15 protein-coding genes and 1 pseudogene are annotated in these 16,690 nt (G+C 76.1%); 9 read left to right on the forward strand and 7 right to left on the reverse strand.

All coding sequences use genetic code 11. The annotated features are described in order from the left end of the window. Positions 1-55: 55 nt before the first annotated feature. Positions 56-250, reverse strand: coding sequence for a hypothetical protein (locus E9529_RS08695; RefSeq protein ID WP_236830753.1), 195 nt, complete (start codon positions 248-250; stop codon positions 56-58). 46 nt (positions 251-296) lie between these two features. After that, on the reverse strand, positions 297-1,196 hold the full coding sequence (locus E9529_RS08700; RefSeq protein ID WP_236830754.1) for a hypothetical protein: 900 nt from the start codon (positions 1,194-1,196) through the stop codon (positions 297-299). A 341-nt stretch (positions 1,197-1,537) separates the two neighbouring features. Here E9529_RS08700 and E9529_RS08705 point away from each other — a divergent pair, with 341 nt between their 5' ends. The 7 genes from E9529_RS08705 (at position 1,538) to E9529_RS08735 (ending at position 10,501) form a co-directional block, all read left to right on the forward strand. Beyond that, the gene (locus tag E9529_RS08705; protein ID WP_236830755.1) at positions 1,538-2,572 is read left to right on the forward strand and encodes a sulfite exporter TauE/SafE family protein; all 1,035 of its coding nucleotides are present in this window, start codon (positions 1,538-1,540) and stop codon (positions 2,570-2,572) included. A 183-nt stretch (positions 2,573-2,755) separates the two neighbouring features. Next, entirely contained in the window at positions 2,756-4,396 is a 1,641-nt protein-coding gene (locus E9529_RS08710) for a Wzz/FepE/Etk N-terminal domain-containing protein (protein ID WP_236830756.1), read from the forward strand. 47 nt (positions 4,397-4,443) lie between these two features. Beyond that, positions 4,444-5,817, forward strand: coding sequence for an O-antigen ligase (locus E9529_RS08715; RefSeq protein ID WP_236830757.1), 1,374 nt, complete (start codon positions 4,444-4,446; stop codon positions 5,815-5,817). Beyond that, positions 5,814-7,043, forward strand: a complete 1,230-nt coding sequence (locus E9529_RS08720; RefSeq protein ID WP_236830758.1) for a hypothetical protein — start codon at positions 5,814-5,816, stop codon at positions 7,041-7,043. The genes E9529_RS08715 and E9529_RS08720 overlap by 4 nt, the downstream gene beginning before the upstream one ends. After that, positions 7,040-7,927 (forward strand): sulfotransferase domain-containing protein, encoded by an 888-nt coding sequence (locus E9529_RS08725; RefSeq protein ID WP_236830759.1) that lies wholly within the window; start codon positions 7,040-7,042, stop codon positions 7,925-7,927. Before E9529_RS08720 ends, E9529_RS08725 begins: the two co-directional genes overlap by 4 nt. Continuing rightward, a complete protein-coding gene (locus E9529_RS08730) occupies positions 7,911-9,521 on the forward strand; it encodes a lipopolysaccharide biosynthesis protein (protein ID WP_236830760.1) in 1,611 nt (536 codons plus the stop codon). The genes E9529_RS08725 and E9529_RS08730 overlap by 17 nt, the downstream gene beginning before the upstream one ends. 5 nt (positions 9,522-9,526) lie before the next feature. Next, positions 9,527-10,501: a sulfotransferase gene (locus E9529_RS08735; RefSeq protein WP_236830761.1), complete on the forward strand. Its 975-nt coding sequence runs from the start codon at positions 9,527-9,529 to the stop codon at positions 10,499-10,501. Between the two features lie 66 nt (positions 10,502-10,567). On the opposite strand, the gene E9529_RS08740 is transcribed toward E9529_RS08735, so the two are convergent. Then, positions 10,568-11,350: a WecB/TagA/CpsF family glycosyltransferase gene (locus E9529_RS08740; protein WP_236830787.1), complete on the reverse strand. Its 783-nt coding sequence runs from the start codon at positions 11,348-11,350 to the stop codon at positions 10,568-10,570. A 116-nt stretch (positions 11,351-11,466) separates the two neighbouring features. Here E9529_RS08740 and E9529_RS08745 point away from each other — a divergent pair, with 116 nt between their 5' ends. Both E9529_RS08745 and E9529_RS08750 read left to right on the forward strand, forming a co-directional pair. After that, the gene (locus E9529_RS08745) at positions 11,467-12,450 is read left to right on the forward strand and encodes a sulfotransferase (protein ID WP_236830763.1); all 984 of its coding nucleotides are present in this window, start codon (positions 11,467-11,469) and stop codon (positions 12,448-12,450) included. Then, complete coding sequence (locus E9529_RS08750; RefSeq protein WP_236830765.1) at positions 12,447-13,394, forward strand: glycosyltransferase family 2 protein; 948 nt, start codon at positions 12,447-12,449, stop codon at positions 13,392-13,394. Before E9529_RS08745 ends, E9529_RS08750 begins: the two co-directional genes overlap by 4 nt. A 63-nt stretch (positions 13,395-13,457) precedes the next feature. On the opposite strand, the pseudogene E9529_RS08755 reads toward E9529_RS08750, so the two are convergent. The 4 genes and pseudogenes from E9529_RS08755 to E9529_RS08770 form a co-directional block, all read right to left on the reverse strand. Further along, positions 13,458-14,636: pseudogene (locus E9529_RS08755) on the reverse strand (sugar transferase); the annotation flags it as partial. Positions 14,637-14,660: 24 nt separating this feature from the next. After that, positions 14,661-14,963, reverse strand: a complete 303-nt coding sequence (locus E9529_RS08760; RefSeq protein ID WP_236830767.1) for a hypothetical protein — start codon at positions 14,961-14,963, stop codon at positions 14,661-14,663. Between the two features lie 190 nt (positions 14,964-15,153). Beyond that, entirely contained in the window at positions 15,154-15,723 is a 570-nt protein-coding gene (gene pth, locus E9529_RS08765) for an aminoacyl-tRNA hydrolase (protein WP_236830789.1), read from the reverse strand. Between the two features lie 86 nt (positions 15,724-15,809). Continuing rightward, the gene (locus E9529_RS08770; protein WP_236830768.1) at positions 15,810-16,523 is read right to left on the reverse strand and encodes a 50S ribosomal protein L25/general stress protein Ctc; all 714 of its coding nucleotides are present in this window, start codon (positions 16,521-16,523) and stop codon (positions 15,810-15,812) included. Positions 16,524-16,690 lie beyond the last annotated feature (167 nt).

Consider the following 16,690-nt stretch of genomic DNA (forward strand, 5'->3'; position numbering starts at 1 on the left):
CTCGCACGGCGAACCCGGCGACACGTCGTCGGCGAGCTGCGTTCGGGCGGGAGCATCACAGAGCGTGGTCGGCTGGGTCGAGGCGCACGGTCACCATTCGCCCGTCCGGGTGCACCTCGGAAAGGGTGGTCCGCGCCGCGGGAGAAGCGGCGATCCGCTCGAACCGCTGGTCCGAGCAGCACAGATCACGCTGGGCGACGACGACGGGAAATCGACGGCCGGTGTCAGCCGGGCGATCCGCTTCGCCCACCGACCGCACCCGTATGACTACTTTACGTAGTTGACCAGGGTGATGGTCACGGGCTGCAACCGGTGGCCGCCACCGCGCGCCACGCCGCCCGGGACGCCTCGTCGTGCAGCCGCCAGTCGCCGCGCCGCCCCGTGCCCTGCCAGTAGAGCCACATGCGGATGCGCGGGTGCTCGGCGATCCAGGCGGCGTCCGCCCGGATCGCCTCGACGCGCCGCTGCAGGAGGGCGGGGACGGCCCGCTCCCCCTCGCGCAGCACGTACTGGCCGTACTCGGTGATGAACAGCGGCACCCCGGTCGGCTCCATGAACTCGTACCAGTGCCGGAACGAGGGACTGGCGGTCATCGGCTCCGGATCGGCCCCGTACCAGTCCAGGCCCACGAAGTCGGCGTGCTCCTCGCCGGGCCACCACTGCGCCGGGTCGCCGATGTAGTGGGACGGCTCCGCCGGGTCCCACCAGTAGGCCATGTAGACCGGCCCCCAGTGGATGCCCGGGTTCGCCGCCTCGACCACGGCGTGGACGTGCCGCTGGAAAGCCACGAACTCGGGCCCGGTCATGTCGTTCTCCGGCTCGTGGAACGAGGTCGCGAAGACCCCGGCGGGCACGCTGCGCGCCCACGCCGTGATCTGCGCGTCGTACCGGCCGCGCGCCGCCCCGCGGTGGTCGCCGTCCGGCGGCTTCCAGGAGACGAAGGTGCGGACGCCGGCCCCGGGATCGCCTGCGGCGGCCGACCGGCCGAAGCTGGGCGGCAGGCGCGGGTCGAAGCTCCGCCGGATCGTGAGCGGCCCCATCCGCTCGTCGGCCTCCAGGAAGGTCTCGAGGTTCGACAGCCCCGACCCGGCGTCGGCGGTCACCGCCGCACCGACCGCCAGGCACCGCGTGGCGTAGGCCGCGCCGCCCCGCAGCGTCGGGCGGTCCCGGTCGGTGACCACCGCGAGCGAGGCCACCAGCGCGACGGCACCGAGCGCGAGCAGCCACCGGCGCCGGCGGGGCCCGCGACCGGACGGGGGCCGGGTCGCTGCGGGACCGGTGCTTCCGGACATCGAGGAGGGCTCCCGGCCGACGGAGGGGTGGTCGTGCCCGCGGACCGCGGCGGGCCGCGCCGGTCGTGGGCTGGCACCACTGCACCACGCGCCCCCGCGCACCCGTGCCCCGGCGGACCCGAACCACCCTCGGGGGTGACGGCGGGACGCGGCCCGGGGACACCGGCGGGCGTCCGGGCCTACCGTGACCGGGCCACCTGTCGCCACGGGTGGGTACCGCGTGGACAGGGGGACGGAGCGTGGACGTGGACGTCACGCTCGTCGTGGCCGGACTGCTGATCGGCATCGTCGTCGGCATGACGGGCATGGGCGGCGGTGCGCTGATGACACCGGTCCTCGTGCTCTTCTTCGGCGTCCCGCCGCTGGCCGCCGTCTCCAGCGACCTCGTGGTCTCCGCGGTGATGAAACCCGTGGGTGGCGTCGTCCACCTGCGCCGCGGCACGGTCGACATGCGCCTGGTCGGGTGGCTGACCCTCGGCTCGGTCCCCGCCGCCTTCTGCGGCGTGCTGCTCACCCGGGCCCTGGGGTCGGGCACCGGGGTGCAGGAGTGGACCAAGCTCGCTCTCGGCATCGCGCTGCTCCTGGCGGCGGCGGGGCTGATCGGGAAGGCCTACCTGGCGATGGTCGACCGCGGCCGCCGGGCCGCCGAACGGGCCCGGGTCCGCCGCGGCGGCGTGCCCGCCCCGGTGCGCGAGGAACCGGCCGACACCCCGCTGCGCACCCGGCCGCTGGCCACCGTGCTCGTCGGCGTCGTCGGCGGCGTGATCGTCGGCATGACCTCGGTCGGTTCCGGCTCGCTGATCATCATCGCGCTGCTCGCGCTCTACCCGCGGCTCAGCGCGGCCTCGCTGGTCGGGACCGACCTGGTCCAGGCCGTGCCGCTGGTCGCCTCCGCGGCGCTGGGCCACCTGCTCTTCGGCGACTTCCGCCTCGACCTGACCACCTCCCTGCTGCTGGGCTGCCTCCCCGGCGTCTACCTCGGCGCGCGGCTGTCCTCGCGGGCACCGGGCGGGCTGGTCCGCCGGGCGCTGGCCCTGGTGCTGCTCGCCTCCGGGCTGAAGCTGCTCGGCCTGGGCAACGTCGCCATGGTCGCCGTGCTGGGGGTCGTCGTCGTCGTGGGCCCGCTGCTGTGGTGGGCCGCGCGCTCCCGGCACGGGCTCCCGGCCCGGCCGCACTACCTCCGCGACGCGTGGGCCACCCGCCGGCGCCCGGAGCCGGCCGGGCCACCGGCCCCCCGGCCGTCGGCGGACGACCGCACGCCCGCCGCCACCGACCGCTGAGGCGGGACGGACCCGGCCCGCCTCCCCCATAGGGGTGGCGGCCCCCCCGAGAGCCGCCCCGGCGGGCTCCGGCGGGTGGTCCACTGACGGTCACAGGCAGATCCACGCGTGCGCCCGGGCCGACCTGGGTGCGGGCCGCCGGACGGGGCGGCCGGGAACTGCGGACTTGGGGGGACGACCACGGTGCCGACCGACGAGGGGCTGACCGCTGCCCGGCTGGGCGACTACTACGTGCTGATCCGCCGCCAGTGGGCCGCGGTCCTGCTGGGGCTGGTCCTGGGGGTCGCCGTCGCGCTGGCCTACCTGGTGGTGGCGCCGCGCGAGTACACCTCGGTGACCGCCGTCCTGGTGACGGCGACGGACGCCGACTCCGTCGGCGGCACCGGCCGGGACGAGATCAACCTCGACACCGAGGCGCAGCTGCTGACCTCCACCGAGACGGTCTCCGCCGCCGCCGAGGCGCTCGACGTCCCGGCCGACGAGCTGGACGACCTCGCCGACCGCGTCGGCGTCACGGTGCCGCCCAACACCGAGATCCTCCGCATCTCCTTCGTCGGGTCGAGCGCCCAGTCGGCGCAGGCCGGCGCGCGCGCCTTCGCCGACGCCTACCTCGACGGCCGTCGGGCGACCGCCGAGGACGCCCTCGAGCTCCAGGACGACGCGCTGCAGGAGCGGATCGACGTGGTGGGCGAGCAGCTCCGCCAGGCCACCGAGGCGGTCGCGACCCTGCCCAACGGCACCCCGGAGCGCGGCCGCGCCGCGGACCAGGCCGCCGCGCTGAACCAGCAGCTCGCCAGCCTGGGCGCGCAGCAGAACCAGGTCCGGTCCGAGACCGTGTCCCCGGGCCGCGTCGTCACCCGGGCCACCCTCCCCGCCTCACCGAGCAGCCCTGACCGCTACGTCACCCTCGCCGCCGGCGTCGTCCTGGGCGGCCTGCTCGGCCTCGGCGCGGCGGTCCTCCGGCACCGCAGGGACGACGTGCTGCGCGACACCCAGGACGTGCAGCGCCGTACCGGGGTGCGGGTCGTCGCGGCACCGGAGACCCCGCTGCCCGACGGGCAGGTGCGCCTCGCCGCGCCGCTCAGCGCCGACGGCCGGGCACACGCCCGGCTGCGCAACCACGTGACCACCGCACTCGCCGAGGCCCCCCGCCGGGTGGTGCTGGTGGCCGGCACCCGGCGCGGGGGCGGGACGGTCGCGGCCAACCTCGCCGCCTCCCTCGCCCGGTCCGGCGAGGAGGTCGTGCTCGTCTGCGCCGACGTGTTCGGGGCGACGGCGACCTCGCTGCTGGGCGACCGGCCGCGGGCCGGTCTCGCGGAGGTGCTCGCCGGCAACCGCACCGCACCGGAGGTGGCCGAGCGGCTCACCGCCCTCCGGGCGCTCCGGGTCGTCGGCCCCGGCCTCGACGCCGACCGGGCCGACGCCCTCCTGCAGACCCGCAACCCCCGCGCGGTCGTCGACGCGCTGCTGCAGGACGGCGCCGACGTCGTCGTCATCGAGGCGCCGGCCACCACCGAGGACACCAGCGTGCAGACGCTGGCCAACGTCGCGGAGATCGCCGTCCTGGTCCTGGAGGCCGGCCGGACGACCGCCCGGGACGTCACCGCCGCCCTCGGGCAGCTCGAGTCGATGGGCACGCCGGTCGTCGGCGCGGTGCTCGTGCGCCACGACGACGCCCCCGCCCCCGGTGCGGACGAGCCGGCGCCGCAGGGCACCGACGCCCCGGCACCCCGCGCCCCGCGACCGGCGGACCGCCCGGACCGGGAGCGCCCGCGCGTGGCCGCGGCTCCGGTCGCCGACCCCGCCGGCCGAGCCCGGCCGTGACCGCGCCGGTACCGGTCCCCGCGCGGGGACCGGCGGCCGGTGCACCGGTGGGGCGCGCGGCGGGCGGCGCGTGGCGGCCGGGCTGGCCGCTGACCGCGCTGTTCGCCTTCTACCCGGTGTGGTGGGCGCTCGGCATGGGGACGCTCATCGTCTTCGTGCTGGCCGTCCCCATGGCCCTGGAGCTGCTGCGCCGCCGCCCGGTGCGCGTGCCCCCGGGCTTCGGGCTGTGGCTGGTGTTCCTGCTGTGGGTGGTCGCCAGCACGGTCATGCTCGGCGTCGACCCCGCCGGGACCCTCCCGGGCGAGGCCGCCGACCGGGTCGTCTCCGTCGGCTTCAACCTCGCCGGGTACGTCGCCGTCGCCGTCGCGATGCTGTACCTCGGCAACCTGACCGAGGAGGAGTACCCGCGGTCGCGCGCCGTGCGGCACCTCGGCGGGCTGTTCGTCGTCGTGGTCGCCGGCGGGCTGCTGGGCACGTTCGCCGACCAGTTCTCCTTCACGTCCCCGGTCGAGATGCTGCTGCCCGACTCTGTCGCCCGGAACGCGTTCGTGCAGAACCTCGTGCACCCGACGGCGGCCCAGCTGCAGGAGGTGCTCGGCTACACCGCCGGGCGCCCGGCCGCCCCGTTCGGCTACACCAACACCTGGGGCTACGCGCTGAGCCTGCTGCTGGGCTGGTTCGCGATCGGCTGGCTGCGCCGGCCCGGCGCTCGGCGGCTCGCCGGCGTGCTGGTGCTCGCCCTGGCCGCGATCCCGGTGGTGCACTCGCTGAACCGCGGGGTGTGGATCGGGCTGGGGCTCACCGTCCTGTTCGCCGCGCTGTGGCTGGCCCGCAACGGCAACCTCGGCGCCCTGCTGGGGCTGGCGGTGTCGGTCGTGCTGGTCGTCGTGCTGGTGCTCACCACCCCGCTGACCTCGACGATCCAGCAGCGCCTGGACAACCCCAAGAGCGACGGGATCCGCGGGTTCACCGTCAGCCGCACCCTCGAGGTCGTCCAGGAGTCGCCGGTGCTCGGCTTCGGCTCCACCCGGCGGGCGCTGGGCAGCAGCAACTCGATCGCCGTCGGCCGCGACGAGGACTGCTCCAACTGCGGCAACCCGCTGCTGGGCAGCAACGGCCAGCTGTGGCTGCTCCTCATCGCCCAGGGGGTCGTCGGCGCCGCGCTCTACCTCGGCTTCTTCACCCGGGTGCTGTGGGCCTACCGGCGGGACCGCTCGGCGCTGGCCGCCGCCGCGTTCCTCTCGATCGGGCTGCCGTTCGTCTACATGTTCCTCTACAACGCGCTGGTGGTCCCCCTGCTGATCTCCTTCCTCTCGGTCGCCCTGCTGTGGCGCAACGACCAGGCCCGCCGCGCCGAGGCCGGCAGCACCGCCGGTCCGGGCAGCCGCGCGCCCGGCCTGGTCGCGGGGAGTGCCCGGTGAGCGGCGACCGGCTGGCGCACCTCACCGAGGTGGCCCCCGCGCTCTGGCCGACCCCGCACGCGGTCACCGTCGGCCGGCCCGCCGCCGAGGGGGCGCAGACGGTCGCCGAGTACCTGCTGCTGCCCAGCGCGCGCCACCCGCGGCTGCTGGCCCCGACCGGCCGCCGGGCCGCCTCCGCCGTCGTCCGGCACCACGGCGAGGGCCGGCACGCCGCCGCCCGGTTCCAGGCCGCCGTGCTCGCCCTCGGCCTGCGCGCGGGGCTGGGGCCGGTGGTCTGGCGCCGGCGCCTGCAGGTGCGCGCGCCGCGCGGGGCCGCCGGCGGCGGTCTGCTCGACCACCTGGGCACCGTGCTGGACCGCGAGGTGGTCATGGGCATGCACCTGGGCCCGCCGCGGGCCAATCGCAAGCCGGTGCTGCAGCTGCTGGACCCGGCCGGGCGGACCCTCGCCTACGCCAAGCTCGGCGTCGACGCCCTGACCGACGCGCTCGTCGGCCAGGAGGCCGCGGCGCTGGCCGCGCTGGCGGGCGCCGGGACCGGCTCGGTCCGGGTGCCCGAGCTCCTGCACGACGGCACGTGGTTGGGCCACCGGCTGCTCGTGCAGTCGGCGCTGCCGGTCTGGCAGCCGCGCCGCCCGCTGGACGCCGCGGGGCTGGCCGCCGCGGCCGGCGAGATCGCCGCGATCGGGCGGGTGGACGACGTCGTCCTCACCGCGTCGGCCTACTGGCAGGAGCTGCGTTCCCGGCTCGACCGGCTGCCGGACGGGCCCGCCGCCGCACGGCTCCGGGCGTCGGTCGACCGGATCGGCCGGGCGGCCGGCGGCGCGCGGCTCTCCTTCGGCGCCTCCCACGGCGACTGGACGCCGTGGAACATGGCCGCGGTCGCCGGGGGGCTGCTGGTGTGGGACTGGGAGCGGTTCCGCACGGCCGTGCCGGTCGGCTTCGACCTGCTCCACCACCGGCTGCAGAGCGGTCTGGTGGCCCGGCTCGAGGACCCGCCCGCGGCGGCCGCCGACGCCGTGCTCGGCGCCGGCCGGCTCCTCGCGCCGCTGGCCCTCGCGCCGCGCACCGGGCTGCTCACCGCGCTGCTCTACTCGGCCGACCTGGCCACCCGCTACCTGGCCGACCGCCAGCTCGAGGCGGGGGCCCGCCTCGGGGACGTCGGGGCGTGGCTGCTGCCCGCCCTGGACCGGGGCACCACCGCACTCGAGGGAGAGACCTGGACATGATGCAGCGACTGAAGCGCTCGGCCACCGCCAAGCGCCTGGCGCAGACCGCCACCACCTCGTTCGGGCGGGTGACCAGCGGCGCCCGCATGTCCCCCGGCTTCCTCGTCATCGGCGGCCAGCGGTGCGGCACGACGTCGATGTACCGCACGCTCAGCCAGCACCCCGCGGTGCTCAAGGCCGTGCTGCACAAGGGCGTGCACTACTTCGACACCAGCTACGGCAAGGGCATGGGCTGGTACCGCAGCCACTTCCCGCTGGAGGCCACCGCGAGCCGGGTCGAGCGGCGCACGGGCACCCGGCCGCTGACCTTCGAGTCGAGCCCGTACTACATGTTCCACCCGCTGGCTGCCGAGCGGATCGACCGCGACCTCCCCGGGGTCAAGGTGATCGTGCTGTTGCGCGACCCGGTGGAGCGCGCGTACTCCGCCCACGCCCACGAGCTGGCCCGCGGCTTCGAGACCGAGGACTTCGAGACGGCGCTGGCGCTGGAGGACGAGCGGCTGGCCGGGGAGGCCGAGCGGCTCGCCGCCGACCCCTCCTACTACAGCCACAGCCACCAGCACCACGGCTACCTCCAGCGCGGGCGCTACGTCGAGCACCTCGAGCGGCTCGAGTCGGTGTTCGGCCGCGACCGCATGCACGTCGTCGACAGCCACGCCTTCTTCACCGACCCCGAGCCGGTCCACGACGCGGTGCTGCGCTTCCTGGGCCTGCCGCACACCGGCTACCCGGTGTTCGAGCGGCACAACGCCCGCCCCCGCTCGCCGATGCCCGACGAGCTGCGGGCCCGGCTGGAGGAGCACTTCGCCCCGCACGACGAGCGGCTGGCGGCCTGGCTCGGGCACCCGGTGAGCTGGCGGGCGCAGGGTGTCCCGCTCGCCTGACACCGCCGTCCCGCTGGACGGCGCTCCCCCGGCCCCGGCCGGCTCGGCCCGGGACCGGGCCGGCCTGCGCGGGCTGGCCCGCGGGGGTGCGCTGAGCCTGGCGGGCGCGGGCGTCTCCGCCGTCAGCGGGGTGCTCGTCGTCCTGGTGGTCACCCGGACGCTGCCCCAGGACACCGCGGGCATCTTCTTCACCCTCACGTCGGTCTTCCTGATCGCCGGGATGACCGCCCGCCTGGGCACCGGCACGGGGCTGGTCTACGCCATCTCCCGCGCGCACGGCCTGGGGACCGCGGGCCGCGTCCCCGGCTTCCTGTGGGTGGCCCTGACCCCGGTCGTCGGGCTGTCGCTGGTGCTGGCCGGCGTCCTGCTGCTGGCCGCCGAGCCGCTCGCCCGGCTCTTCACCGACGACGACGTCGGCAGCACCGCCACCGCGCTGCGGGTGCTGGCGGCCCTGCTGCCGCTGACCACCGTCTCGGACACGCTCGTCGCGGCCACCCGCGGGCACGGGCCGATCCTGCCCACGGTCGTCGTCGACAAGGTCGGCCGCCCGGTGGTGCAGCTCGCCGCCGTGGCCGCGGTGGCCGCGGGCGGCTCGGTCGTCGCGGTCACCGCCGCCTGGGCGGCGCCGTGGGTGCTGTCCGCCCTCGTCGCCGGCTGGTGGCTGGCCCGGCTGCAGCGCCCGCACACCGCGCCGCGGACCGGCCCCCGGGTGGCCGCGGGGACGTGGCGGGAGTTCTGGGCGTTCACCGGCCCGCGTGCGGTCACCAGCGTCGTCCAGCTCGCCCTGCAGCGGCTGGACATCGTCCTGCTCACGCTCCTCGCCGGCCCCGTCCCGGCCGCGGTCTACACCGCGGCCACCCGGTTCCTCGTGGTCGGGCAGTTCGTCAACCAGGCGCTGGCCGGCGTCGTCGAGCCGCGGCTGAGCCGGCTGCTCGCCGTCGGCGACCGCGCCGCGGCGACCACCGTGTACCGCACCGCCACCGGGTGGCTGGTCCTGCTGTGCTGGCCGTTCTACCTGCTCGTCATGACCTACGCCGACGGCCTGCTCGACTGGTTCGGACCCGGCTACGACGCGGGGGTCACGGTGGTGCTCGTCCTGGCCGCCACCATGCTCCTCGCCACGTCGATCGGCATGGTCGACGTCGTGCTGCTCATGGGCGGCCGCTCCCGGTGGAACCTGGGCAACGCGCTGCTCGCCCTCACCGTCAACGTCGTCGTCGACCTGCTGCTCATCCCGTCGATGGGGCTGCTCGGCGCGGCCGTCGGCTGGGCGGCGGCCATCAGCGTCAACAACCTCCTGCCGCTGGCGCAGGTGTGGCGGTCGCTGCGCATGCACCCGTTCGGCGCCGGCACGGGGACGGCGGTGGCGCTGTCCCTGGGCTGCTTCGCCCTCCTGCCGCTGCTCGTCCGGCTGGTCGCCGGTGACGGCCTCCTGCCCGCCGTGACCGCGACCGGTCTCGGCGTCGCCCTCTACGCCGCCGGCTACTGGCGGCTGCGCCGCGTGCTGGCGCTGGACAGCCTCCGCGCGCTGCCGCGGGCGACACCCCCACGATCCCCCGATGCCGCGCTCGACGGCGTCCCTCCGGTGAGGTGAACCGCATGACCACCCCGATCGACTCGCCCCTGCTCGTCACCGGCCTGCCCCGCAGCGGGACGAGCTGGGTCGGCAAGATGCTGGAGGCCTCCGGCGAGGTCGTGTACGTCAACGAGCCGATGAACCCGCAGCACCCGCCGGGCCACTCGCCCGGGGTCCTCGACGCCCGGGTGACCCGGCAGTTCCAGTACATCAGCGCCGAGGACGACGCCGCATGGCGCCGCGCCTTCGAGCAGACCCTCGGCCTGCGGTACCAGTTCCGCGCCGAGGTCCGGCAGAACCGGGCGGCCTACGACCTGGCCCGCATGGCCAAGTACGGCACGACCTTCACGCTGGGCCGGCTGCGCGCCCGGCGGGCGATGCTCGACGACCCGTTCGCCGTGTTCTCCACCGGCTGGCTGGCCCGCGAGATGGGCTGCCGCGCGGTGGTGCTGGTGCGCGACCCGGTCTCCTTCGTCGGGAGCTGGAAGAGCCTCGGCTGGACGATGCACTTCCACGAGCTGCTCGAGCAGCCGGCGCTGGTGCGCGACCACCTGGGCCCCTACGTCGAGCGGATGCAGCGCGCGGTCGGCTCCGACGACTGGCTGGCCCGCATCTGCCTGCTCTGGGAGGCGACCTACGACGTCGTCGACCGGGCCTTCCGGCCGGTTCCGGGCGTCCACGTCGTGTCCTACGAGTCCCTGGTGCAGCAGCCCCTGGAGGGGTTCGCCGACCTCTACGGCCGGTTCGGCCTGACCTGGTCCCCCTCGGCCGAGGCGCGCGTCCGGGAGGCCACCACCGAGCGGCCCGGCGCCGAGCAGGGCTCGCACCGGTGGTCGCTCAAGGGCGGGCTGTCCCGCACCGCCTACCGGCCGATGGGCTCGGCGACCGCGCTGTCCACCTTCCGGTCCCGGCTGACGCCCGACGAGGTGGAGCGGGTGCGCGAGCTCACCGCGGAGGTGGCCGCCCGGGTCCTGCCGGGCACCGCTCCGGCGGCCTGACGCCCGGAACGGAACGACGCCGGTGCCCGCGCCCGGACGGGTGCGGGTACCGGCGTCGTGCGGTGGTCAGTGCGAGCGGGTGGCGCGCACCCGGGTGCCGAGCGCCCAGCTCAGCAGGACCAGCGCGTACGGGGCGTCCTCCAGCACGTAGCGGCGGAACAGCCGCCGCGGCTCGTGCGCCAGGCGGTAGAGCCACTCCAGGCCCGCCGATCCCATCCACCGCGGCGCACGCCGGAGCTCGCCGGCGGCGAAGGGCAGCGCCGCCCCGCACCCCAGCCACCAGGCCGAGGGCAGCAGCGAGGTGAAGCTCTCGATGAGGTGCTCCTGCTTCGGGAAGCCCAGCCCCACGAAGACGATGTCCGGCTGGGCCGACAGCAGCATCTCGCGGCACTTGCCGAGCTCCTCGGGATCGTGCTCGAAGCCGAGCGGCGGGGAGCAGGCACCGACGACCTTGAGCCCGGGGTAGGCGGCCTGCAACGCCTCACCCGCCCGGTCCGGCACGCCGGGCGCGCCACCGAGCAGGAAGATGCTGCGCCCGTCCTCCGCCGCGGCCGCGCTGAGCGACCAGAGCAGGTCCGCGCCGGTGACGCGGGTGGGCAGCGGGCGGCCGGCCAGCCGGGCCGCCCAGACGACGGGGGCGCCGTCGGCGACGCTGATGTCGGCCGAGCCGATCAGACCGGCCAGCGCCGGGTCGCGCGCGGCCCGCCGGAGGTGGTCGACGTTGGGCGTGGCGATCCAGCCGCCCCGCCCGAAGACCAGCGCCGCGCGCACGCGCTCGACGACCTCGGCCTCGGTGAGGACGTCGATCGGCAGACCGCCGACCACGATGCGCCGCTCACCCTCCGTCATGGTCACACGTGGATCTTCGGCGGGCGGCTGCGCTCTGATCAGTGCTTTCGGCCGGACCTCCCTCCAAGGAGGTAACGGCCGGTCACAACGACCGCGGCCGGTGGGATCCTCGACGGGTGAGTTCCCCGAGCATCGACGGCGCCACCGCGCCCGCGGTCCACGCCGGCGGGCGTACCCGGGTGCTCTACCTCGGGGGCCTCGGTCGCAGCGGCACCACGGTGCTCGAGCGGGTGCTGGGCGAGCTGCCGGGCGTGTGCCCGGTCGGCGAGGTGGTCCACCTCTGGCAGCGCGGCGTCCTCGACGACGAGACCTGCGGCTGCGGGCAGCCGTTCAGCCGCTGCCCCTTCTGGACCGAGGTCGGCGCGGTCGCCTTCGGCGGCTGGGACCGCGCGCTGGCCGAGCGCATGGTGGCCCTGCGCGCCCAGGTGGACCGCTCGCGCCACATCGCCCGGCTGCTGCGCTCCCGCGGGCGCCACCGCGATCCGCGGCTGGCCGCCTACGTGGGCACCTACCGGGCGCTCCACCGGGCGATCGGCCAGGTCTCGGGCGGGGCCGTCGTCATCGACTCCAGCAAGCACTCCTCGCTCGCCTTCTGCCTGCGCACCGCGCCGGACCTGGACCTCCGCGTCGTCCACGTCGTCCGCGACCCGCGGGGCGTCGCCTACTCCTGGACCAAGGAGGTCCGGCGGCCCGAAACCGGCGGCGAGGCGCTGATGACCCGCTACTCCCCCACCCGCTCCTCGGCCCTGTGGCTCGGGCACAACGTCTTCTTCGGGCTCCTCCGCCGGCTCGGCACCCCGACCCGGCGCCTGCGCTACGAGGACTTCGTGGCGCGGCCGGGGGCGGTCGTGGCGGACCTCGCCGACTTCGCCGGCCTCCCCGCCGGCTCGGGCGCCGGCGTCGTCGACGGGCACTCGGTCGTCCTGTCCCCCGCGCACACCGTCGCGGGGAACCCGATGCGGTTCCGCACCGGGCCGCTGACGCTGCGCCGGGACGACGCCTGGCGCACCGAGCTGCCGGCCGGGGACAAGCGGCTGGTCGGTGCGCTGACCCTGCCGCTGCTGGCGGTCTACGGCTACCTCCGCCGGGCCGCGCGGTGAACCAGCCCGCCGGCTCCGGCGCGCCCACCGTCGGCGTCGTCGTCCCGACGCACGACCGGCCCCAGCTGCTCCGGGAGACCCTGGCGGCGGTGCTGGGCCAGGAGCTCGACCCCGCCGAGGCGGCCGGTCTCGACGTCGTCGTGGTCTACGACCGCGCCGCACCCGACCGGTCGCTGGAGGCCATGAGCCGGCCCGGCCGCCGCGTCCGGGTGCTCGTCAACGAGCGCAGCCCGGGGCTGGCCGGGGCGCGGAACACCGGGATCCTCGCCCTGGACACCGACTGGGTGGCCTTCTGCGACGACGACGACACGTGGCTGCCCGGGAAGCTCCGCGCCCAGCTGGCGCGGGCCCGGCAGCACCCCGGGGCGCCGCTGGTCACCACGGCGGTGTGCGTCCGGTTCGAGGACCAGGAGGTGCCCCGCTTGGCCGGTGTCGACGAGGTCACCTCCGAGCAGCTGACCCGCAGCCGCATGTCGATGCTGCACAGCTCGACGCTCCTGCTCCGCCGCTCGGCGCTCCTGGGCCCCCTGGGCCTGGTGGACGAGGGCATCCCCGGCAGCCAGAACGAGGACTGGGACATGCTGCTGCGCGCGGCCGCGCTCGCCCCGATCCCGCACGTGGACGAGCCGCTGGTCCGGGTGCTGTGGGGCCGCAGCTCGCACTTCGCCCGGCAGTGGCGGACCCGCGTCGAGTCGCTGACCTGGATGCTGCAGCGGCACCCGGCGATCGCCGCCGACCGCGTCGGGGCCGCCCGGGTCTACGGGCAGCTCGCCTTCGGCCACGCCGCCCTCGGGCAGCGCCGGGACGCCGCCCGGTGGGCCGCCCGGGCGCTGCGCCGCCGCGTCGCGGAGCCGCGTGCCTTCCTCGCGCTCACCGTGGCCACCCGGCTGGTGCCGGCCGACACGGTGATGGCGGTCCTGCACCGCCGCGGCCGCGGCGTCTGACCCGGCTCCCCCACGACGAGGGGCCCCGACCGCGCGCGGTCGGGGCCCCTCGTCGTGGACGGCTCAGTAGGCGCCGGAGCGGCTCAGCACGGCGCGCACGGTCTTGACCAGGATGAGCGCGTCGGTCGCCAGCGACCAGTTCTCGACGTAGCGCAGGTCCAGCCGGACCGACTCCTCCCACGACAGGTCGCTCCGCCCGGAGATCTGCCACAGCCCCGTCAGGCCCGGCTTGACCAGCAGCCGGCGGCTCACCGAGGTGTCGTAGCGGGCGACCTCGTCGGGCAGCGGAGGGCGCGGGCCGACCAGCGACATCGAGCCGCCGAGCACGTTGAGCAGCTGCGGCAGCTCGTCGAGGGACAGCCGGCGGAGCAACCGCCCCACCGGCGTCACGCGGGGGTCGGCGCGCAGCTTGAACAGCAGGCCGTCGGAGATGTTGCCGGCCCGCAGGACGTCCAGCTGGCGGTCGGCGTCGACCACCATGCTGCGGAACTTCAGCATGGTGAACGTGCGCCCGCCCAGGCCCACCCGCTGCTGGCGGTAGAGCACCGGGCCGCGGCTGGTCAGGCCGACCGCGGCGGCGATCAGCAGCAGCACCGGCGACAGCAGCAGCAGCGCGAACACGGCCGCGGCGCGGTCGGCCCCGCCCTTGACCACCCGGCGCCAGCCCTCGAAGCACGGCTGCTCGACCGAGAGCAGCGGCAGCCCCTCGAACGGGCGGATGTGGAGCCGCGGACCGGCGACCTCGATCAGCCCCGGGGCCACCAGGAGCTCGAGCCCGGTGCCTTCCAGCTGCCAGGAGAGCCGGCGCAGGTACTCGGCCGCGGTCTCGCTGGCGGAGGTGACCGCGATCGTGTCCGCGCCGTACGACGCGGCCAGCTGCAGCACGTCGCCCAGGCCGCCGACGGGCACCCCGGACTGCTCGGCGACGCGCGTGCGGTCGGCCGGCGTGACCGCCGCGGCGACCACGTCCAGCCCCGCGTACCGCTCGCGCTGCAGCCGGGTGACCAGGTCGAGCACGGCGCCGCCGCGGCCGACGACGACCACCTTCTTGGTGCAGCGCCCCTGGGCGCGCAGCCGGCGCAGCCGGGCCCGCGCCGCGTACCTGCCCAGCAGGGTGGCGAAGACGAGCGCCGGGATCGCGACCACGACCAGCAGCCGGCTGAGCTCGAGGTCGAACAGGTAGGAGGTGAAGCTGGTCAGGGCCAGGAGGAGGAAGCCGGCCCGGCCGACCCTCCGGTACTCGTCGCTGCCGGTGCCGTAGACCCGCTAGGCGTAGGCGCCGGTGGTGGCGAGCAGCACCGGCCAGGCGACGAGCACGGCCAGCGCCGCCCACAGCAGCGGGGTGGCCGCGGCGATCTGCCCGCCCCGGCCGACGAGGACCAGCGCGCCGGCCAGGCCCGCCCCCAGGGTCTCCCCCGCCACCAGGGCGACGGTGTAGGAGCGGACCCAGGCCGGTGACGGGCGGCGGACCGGCCCGCGCAGCCGCGGGGGCGGCTCGGCGGCCGACCCGCCGGGGACTCCCGGCAGGATGTCCGCCCCGGTACTCGCCTGCTGGCGGTCCAGAAGCATGCGTCCCCCCGAACGAGATCACGCGCCGTGGCCGCTCCGGAGCCCCCGGGTCGGCGGCGAGCCGGTGGACAGCGACCTCACGGCGCGTGGACGTGCTGACTGCCCCCGACACTCACAGAGCGTCATGAGAGAGGTCAATCCACCGCGTCGCCCTTTCACCCCAACGGGGGCGACGGCCCGCGGTCCCGGCTCAGGTGCGCGGGTGGACCTGGTTCTGCGCGGCCTCCAGCCCGGTGGCCAGCAGCGCCTCGGTCGCGTCCGCGGCCTCGACCAGCAGCAGGTCGAGCTCCTTGCGCTCGGTCGCCGAGAAGTCCCGGAGCACGAAGTCGGCCGGGTCCTGCCGGCCGGGCGGCCGGCCGATGCCCACGCGGACGCGCAGGTACTCCCGGGTGCCGGTCGAGCGGGTGATCGATCGCAGGCCGTTGTGGCCGCCCTCCCCGCCACCGCGCTTGAGCCGCACGACCCCGTAGTCGATGTCCAGCTCGTCGTGGACGACGACGAGCTGCTCGGGCGGAAGCTTGTGGTAGTCGAGCAGGCCGCGCACCGGACCGCCGGACTCGTTCATGTAGGTGGACGGCTGGGCGAGCACCACCCGCCGCCCCGCCAGCCGGCCCTCGCCGGAGGCCGCCCGGGCCCGCGCCCCCTTGCCGGGGGCGAGCCGGATCCCGGCCCGGCGCGCCAGCTCGTCGAGGACCATCGCGCCCACGTTGTGCCGGTTGCCGGCGTAGGCCGGGCCCGGGTTGCCGAGCCCGACGACCAGGAAGGGACCCTCGGACGGCGGGGACGCCGCAGGGGCGCCGGCGGTGCCGGCGCCCCTGCGGTCCGTGCTCTCGGTCAGCGGGTGCCTCAGTCGTTCTTGCTGTTCTCGGCGGCGTCCATCGACTCGCCGCTGCCCTGGTCGAGCGGCTCGGGCACGACGTCGCCCTCACCGGCGCCCTCGGCGGCCTCCGCGGACTCCTCGCGCTCGATGCCGACCTCGGCCTCGGCCTCGGCGAGCTCGGCCTCGAGGGCCTCGGCGGTCGGGGCGGCCATCACGTTGACGACGAGCGCCTCGGCGTCGGTGAGCAGGGTGGCACCGCCGGGCAGGCTCAGCTCGCCCGCGTGCACGCCCTGGCCGGCCTCGCGGCCGGTGACGTCGACCTCGACGGCCTCCGGGATGGCGGTGGCCGGCACCTCCACCGAGACGGTGTTGAGCTCGATGCTCACCAGGGTCTCGGGGGCGGCGTCACCGGTGACGTGCACCGGGACGTCGACGGTGACCTTCTCGCCGCGGCGGACGACCAGCAGGTCGACGTGCTCGTGGACGCGGGTCAGCGGGTCGCGCTGCACGGCCTTGGTGAGGGCCAGCTGCTCCTTGCCGTCCAGGACGACGGTCAGCAGGACGTTGCTGCCGCCGTTGCGCAGCGCGGCGGCGAACTCGAGCGCCGGCAGGGACAGGTGGACGACGTCCTGGCCGTGCCCGTACAGGACGGCGGGGACGCGGCCGGCGCGCCGGGTGCGGCGGGCGCTGCCCTTGCCGAACTCGGTGCGGGTCTCGGCCTCGAGACGGAAGTCAGCCACGGTGGTGTGCTCCTCGGGAAGGTGGATCGGTCTGCGGGCCGGCGACCGGGCGCAGCACACCCCACGGGGCACACGCACGTCGATCACGGAGTACGGGCGGACCGTCTCCCTCGCCGGGCAACGGGAGACACGGTACCCCAGACCGGCAGCGGGCCGGCGCCTGACCC

Source organism: Blastococcus sp. KM273128 (genome assembly GCF_021698975.1).
Lineage (GTDB): Bacteria > Actinomycetota > Actinomycetes > Mycobacteriales > Geodermatophilaceae > Blastococcus.

Bases quoted from the DNA above. Each gene is read 5' to 3' on its own strand.
- E9529_RS08725 (WP_236830759.1), top strand. From the start codon at position 7,040: ATGATGCAGCGACTGAAGCGCTCGGCCACCGCCAAGCGCCTGGCGCAG.
- E9529_RS08735 (WP_236830761.1), top strand. From the start codon at position 9,527: ATGACCACCCCGATCGACTCGCCCCTGCTCGTCACCGGCCTGCCCCGC.
- E9529_RS08740 (WP_236830787.1), bottom strand. From the start codon at position 11,350: ATGACGGAGGGTGAGCGGCGCATCGTGGTCGGCGGTCTGCCGATCGAC.
- E9529_RS08760 (WP_236830767.1), bottom strand. From the start codon at position 14,963: ATGCTTCTGGACCGCCAGCAGGCGAGTACCGGGGCGGACATCCTGCCG.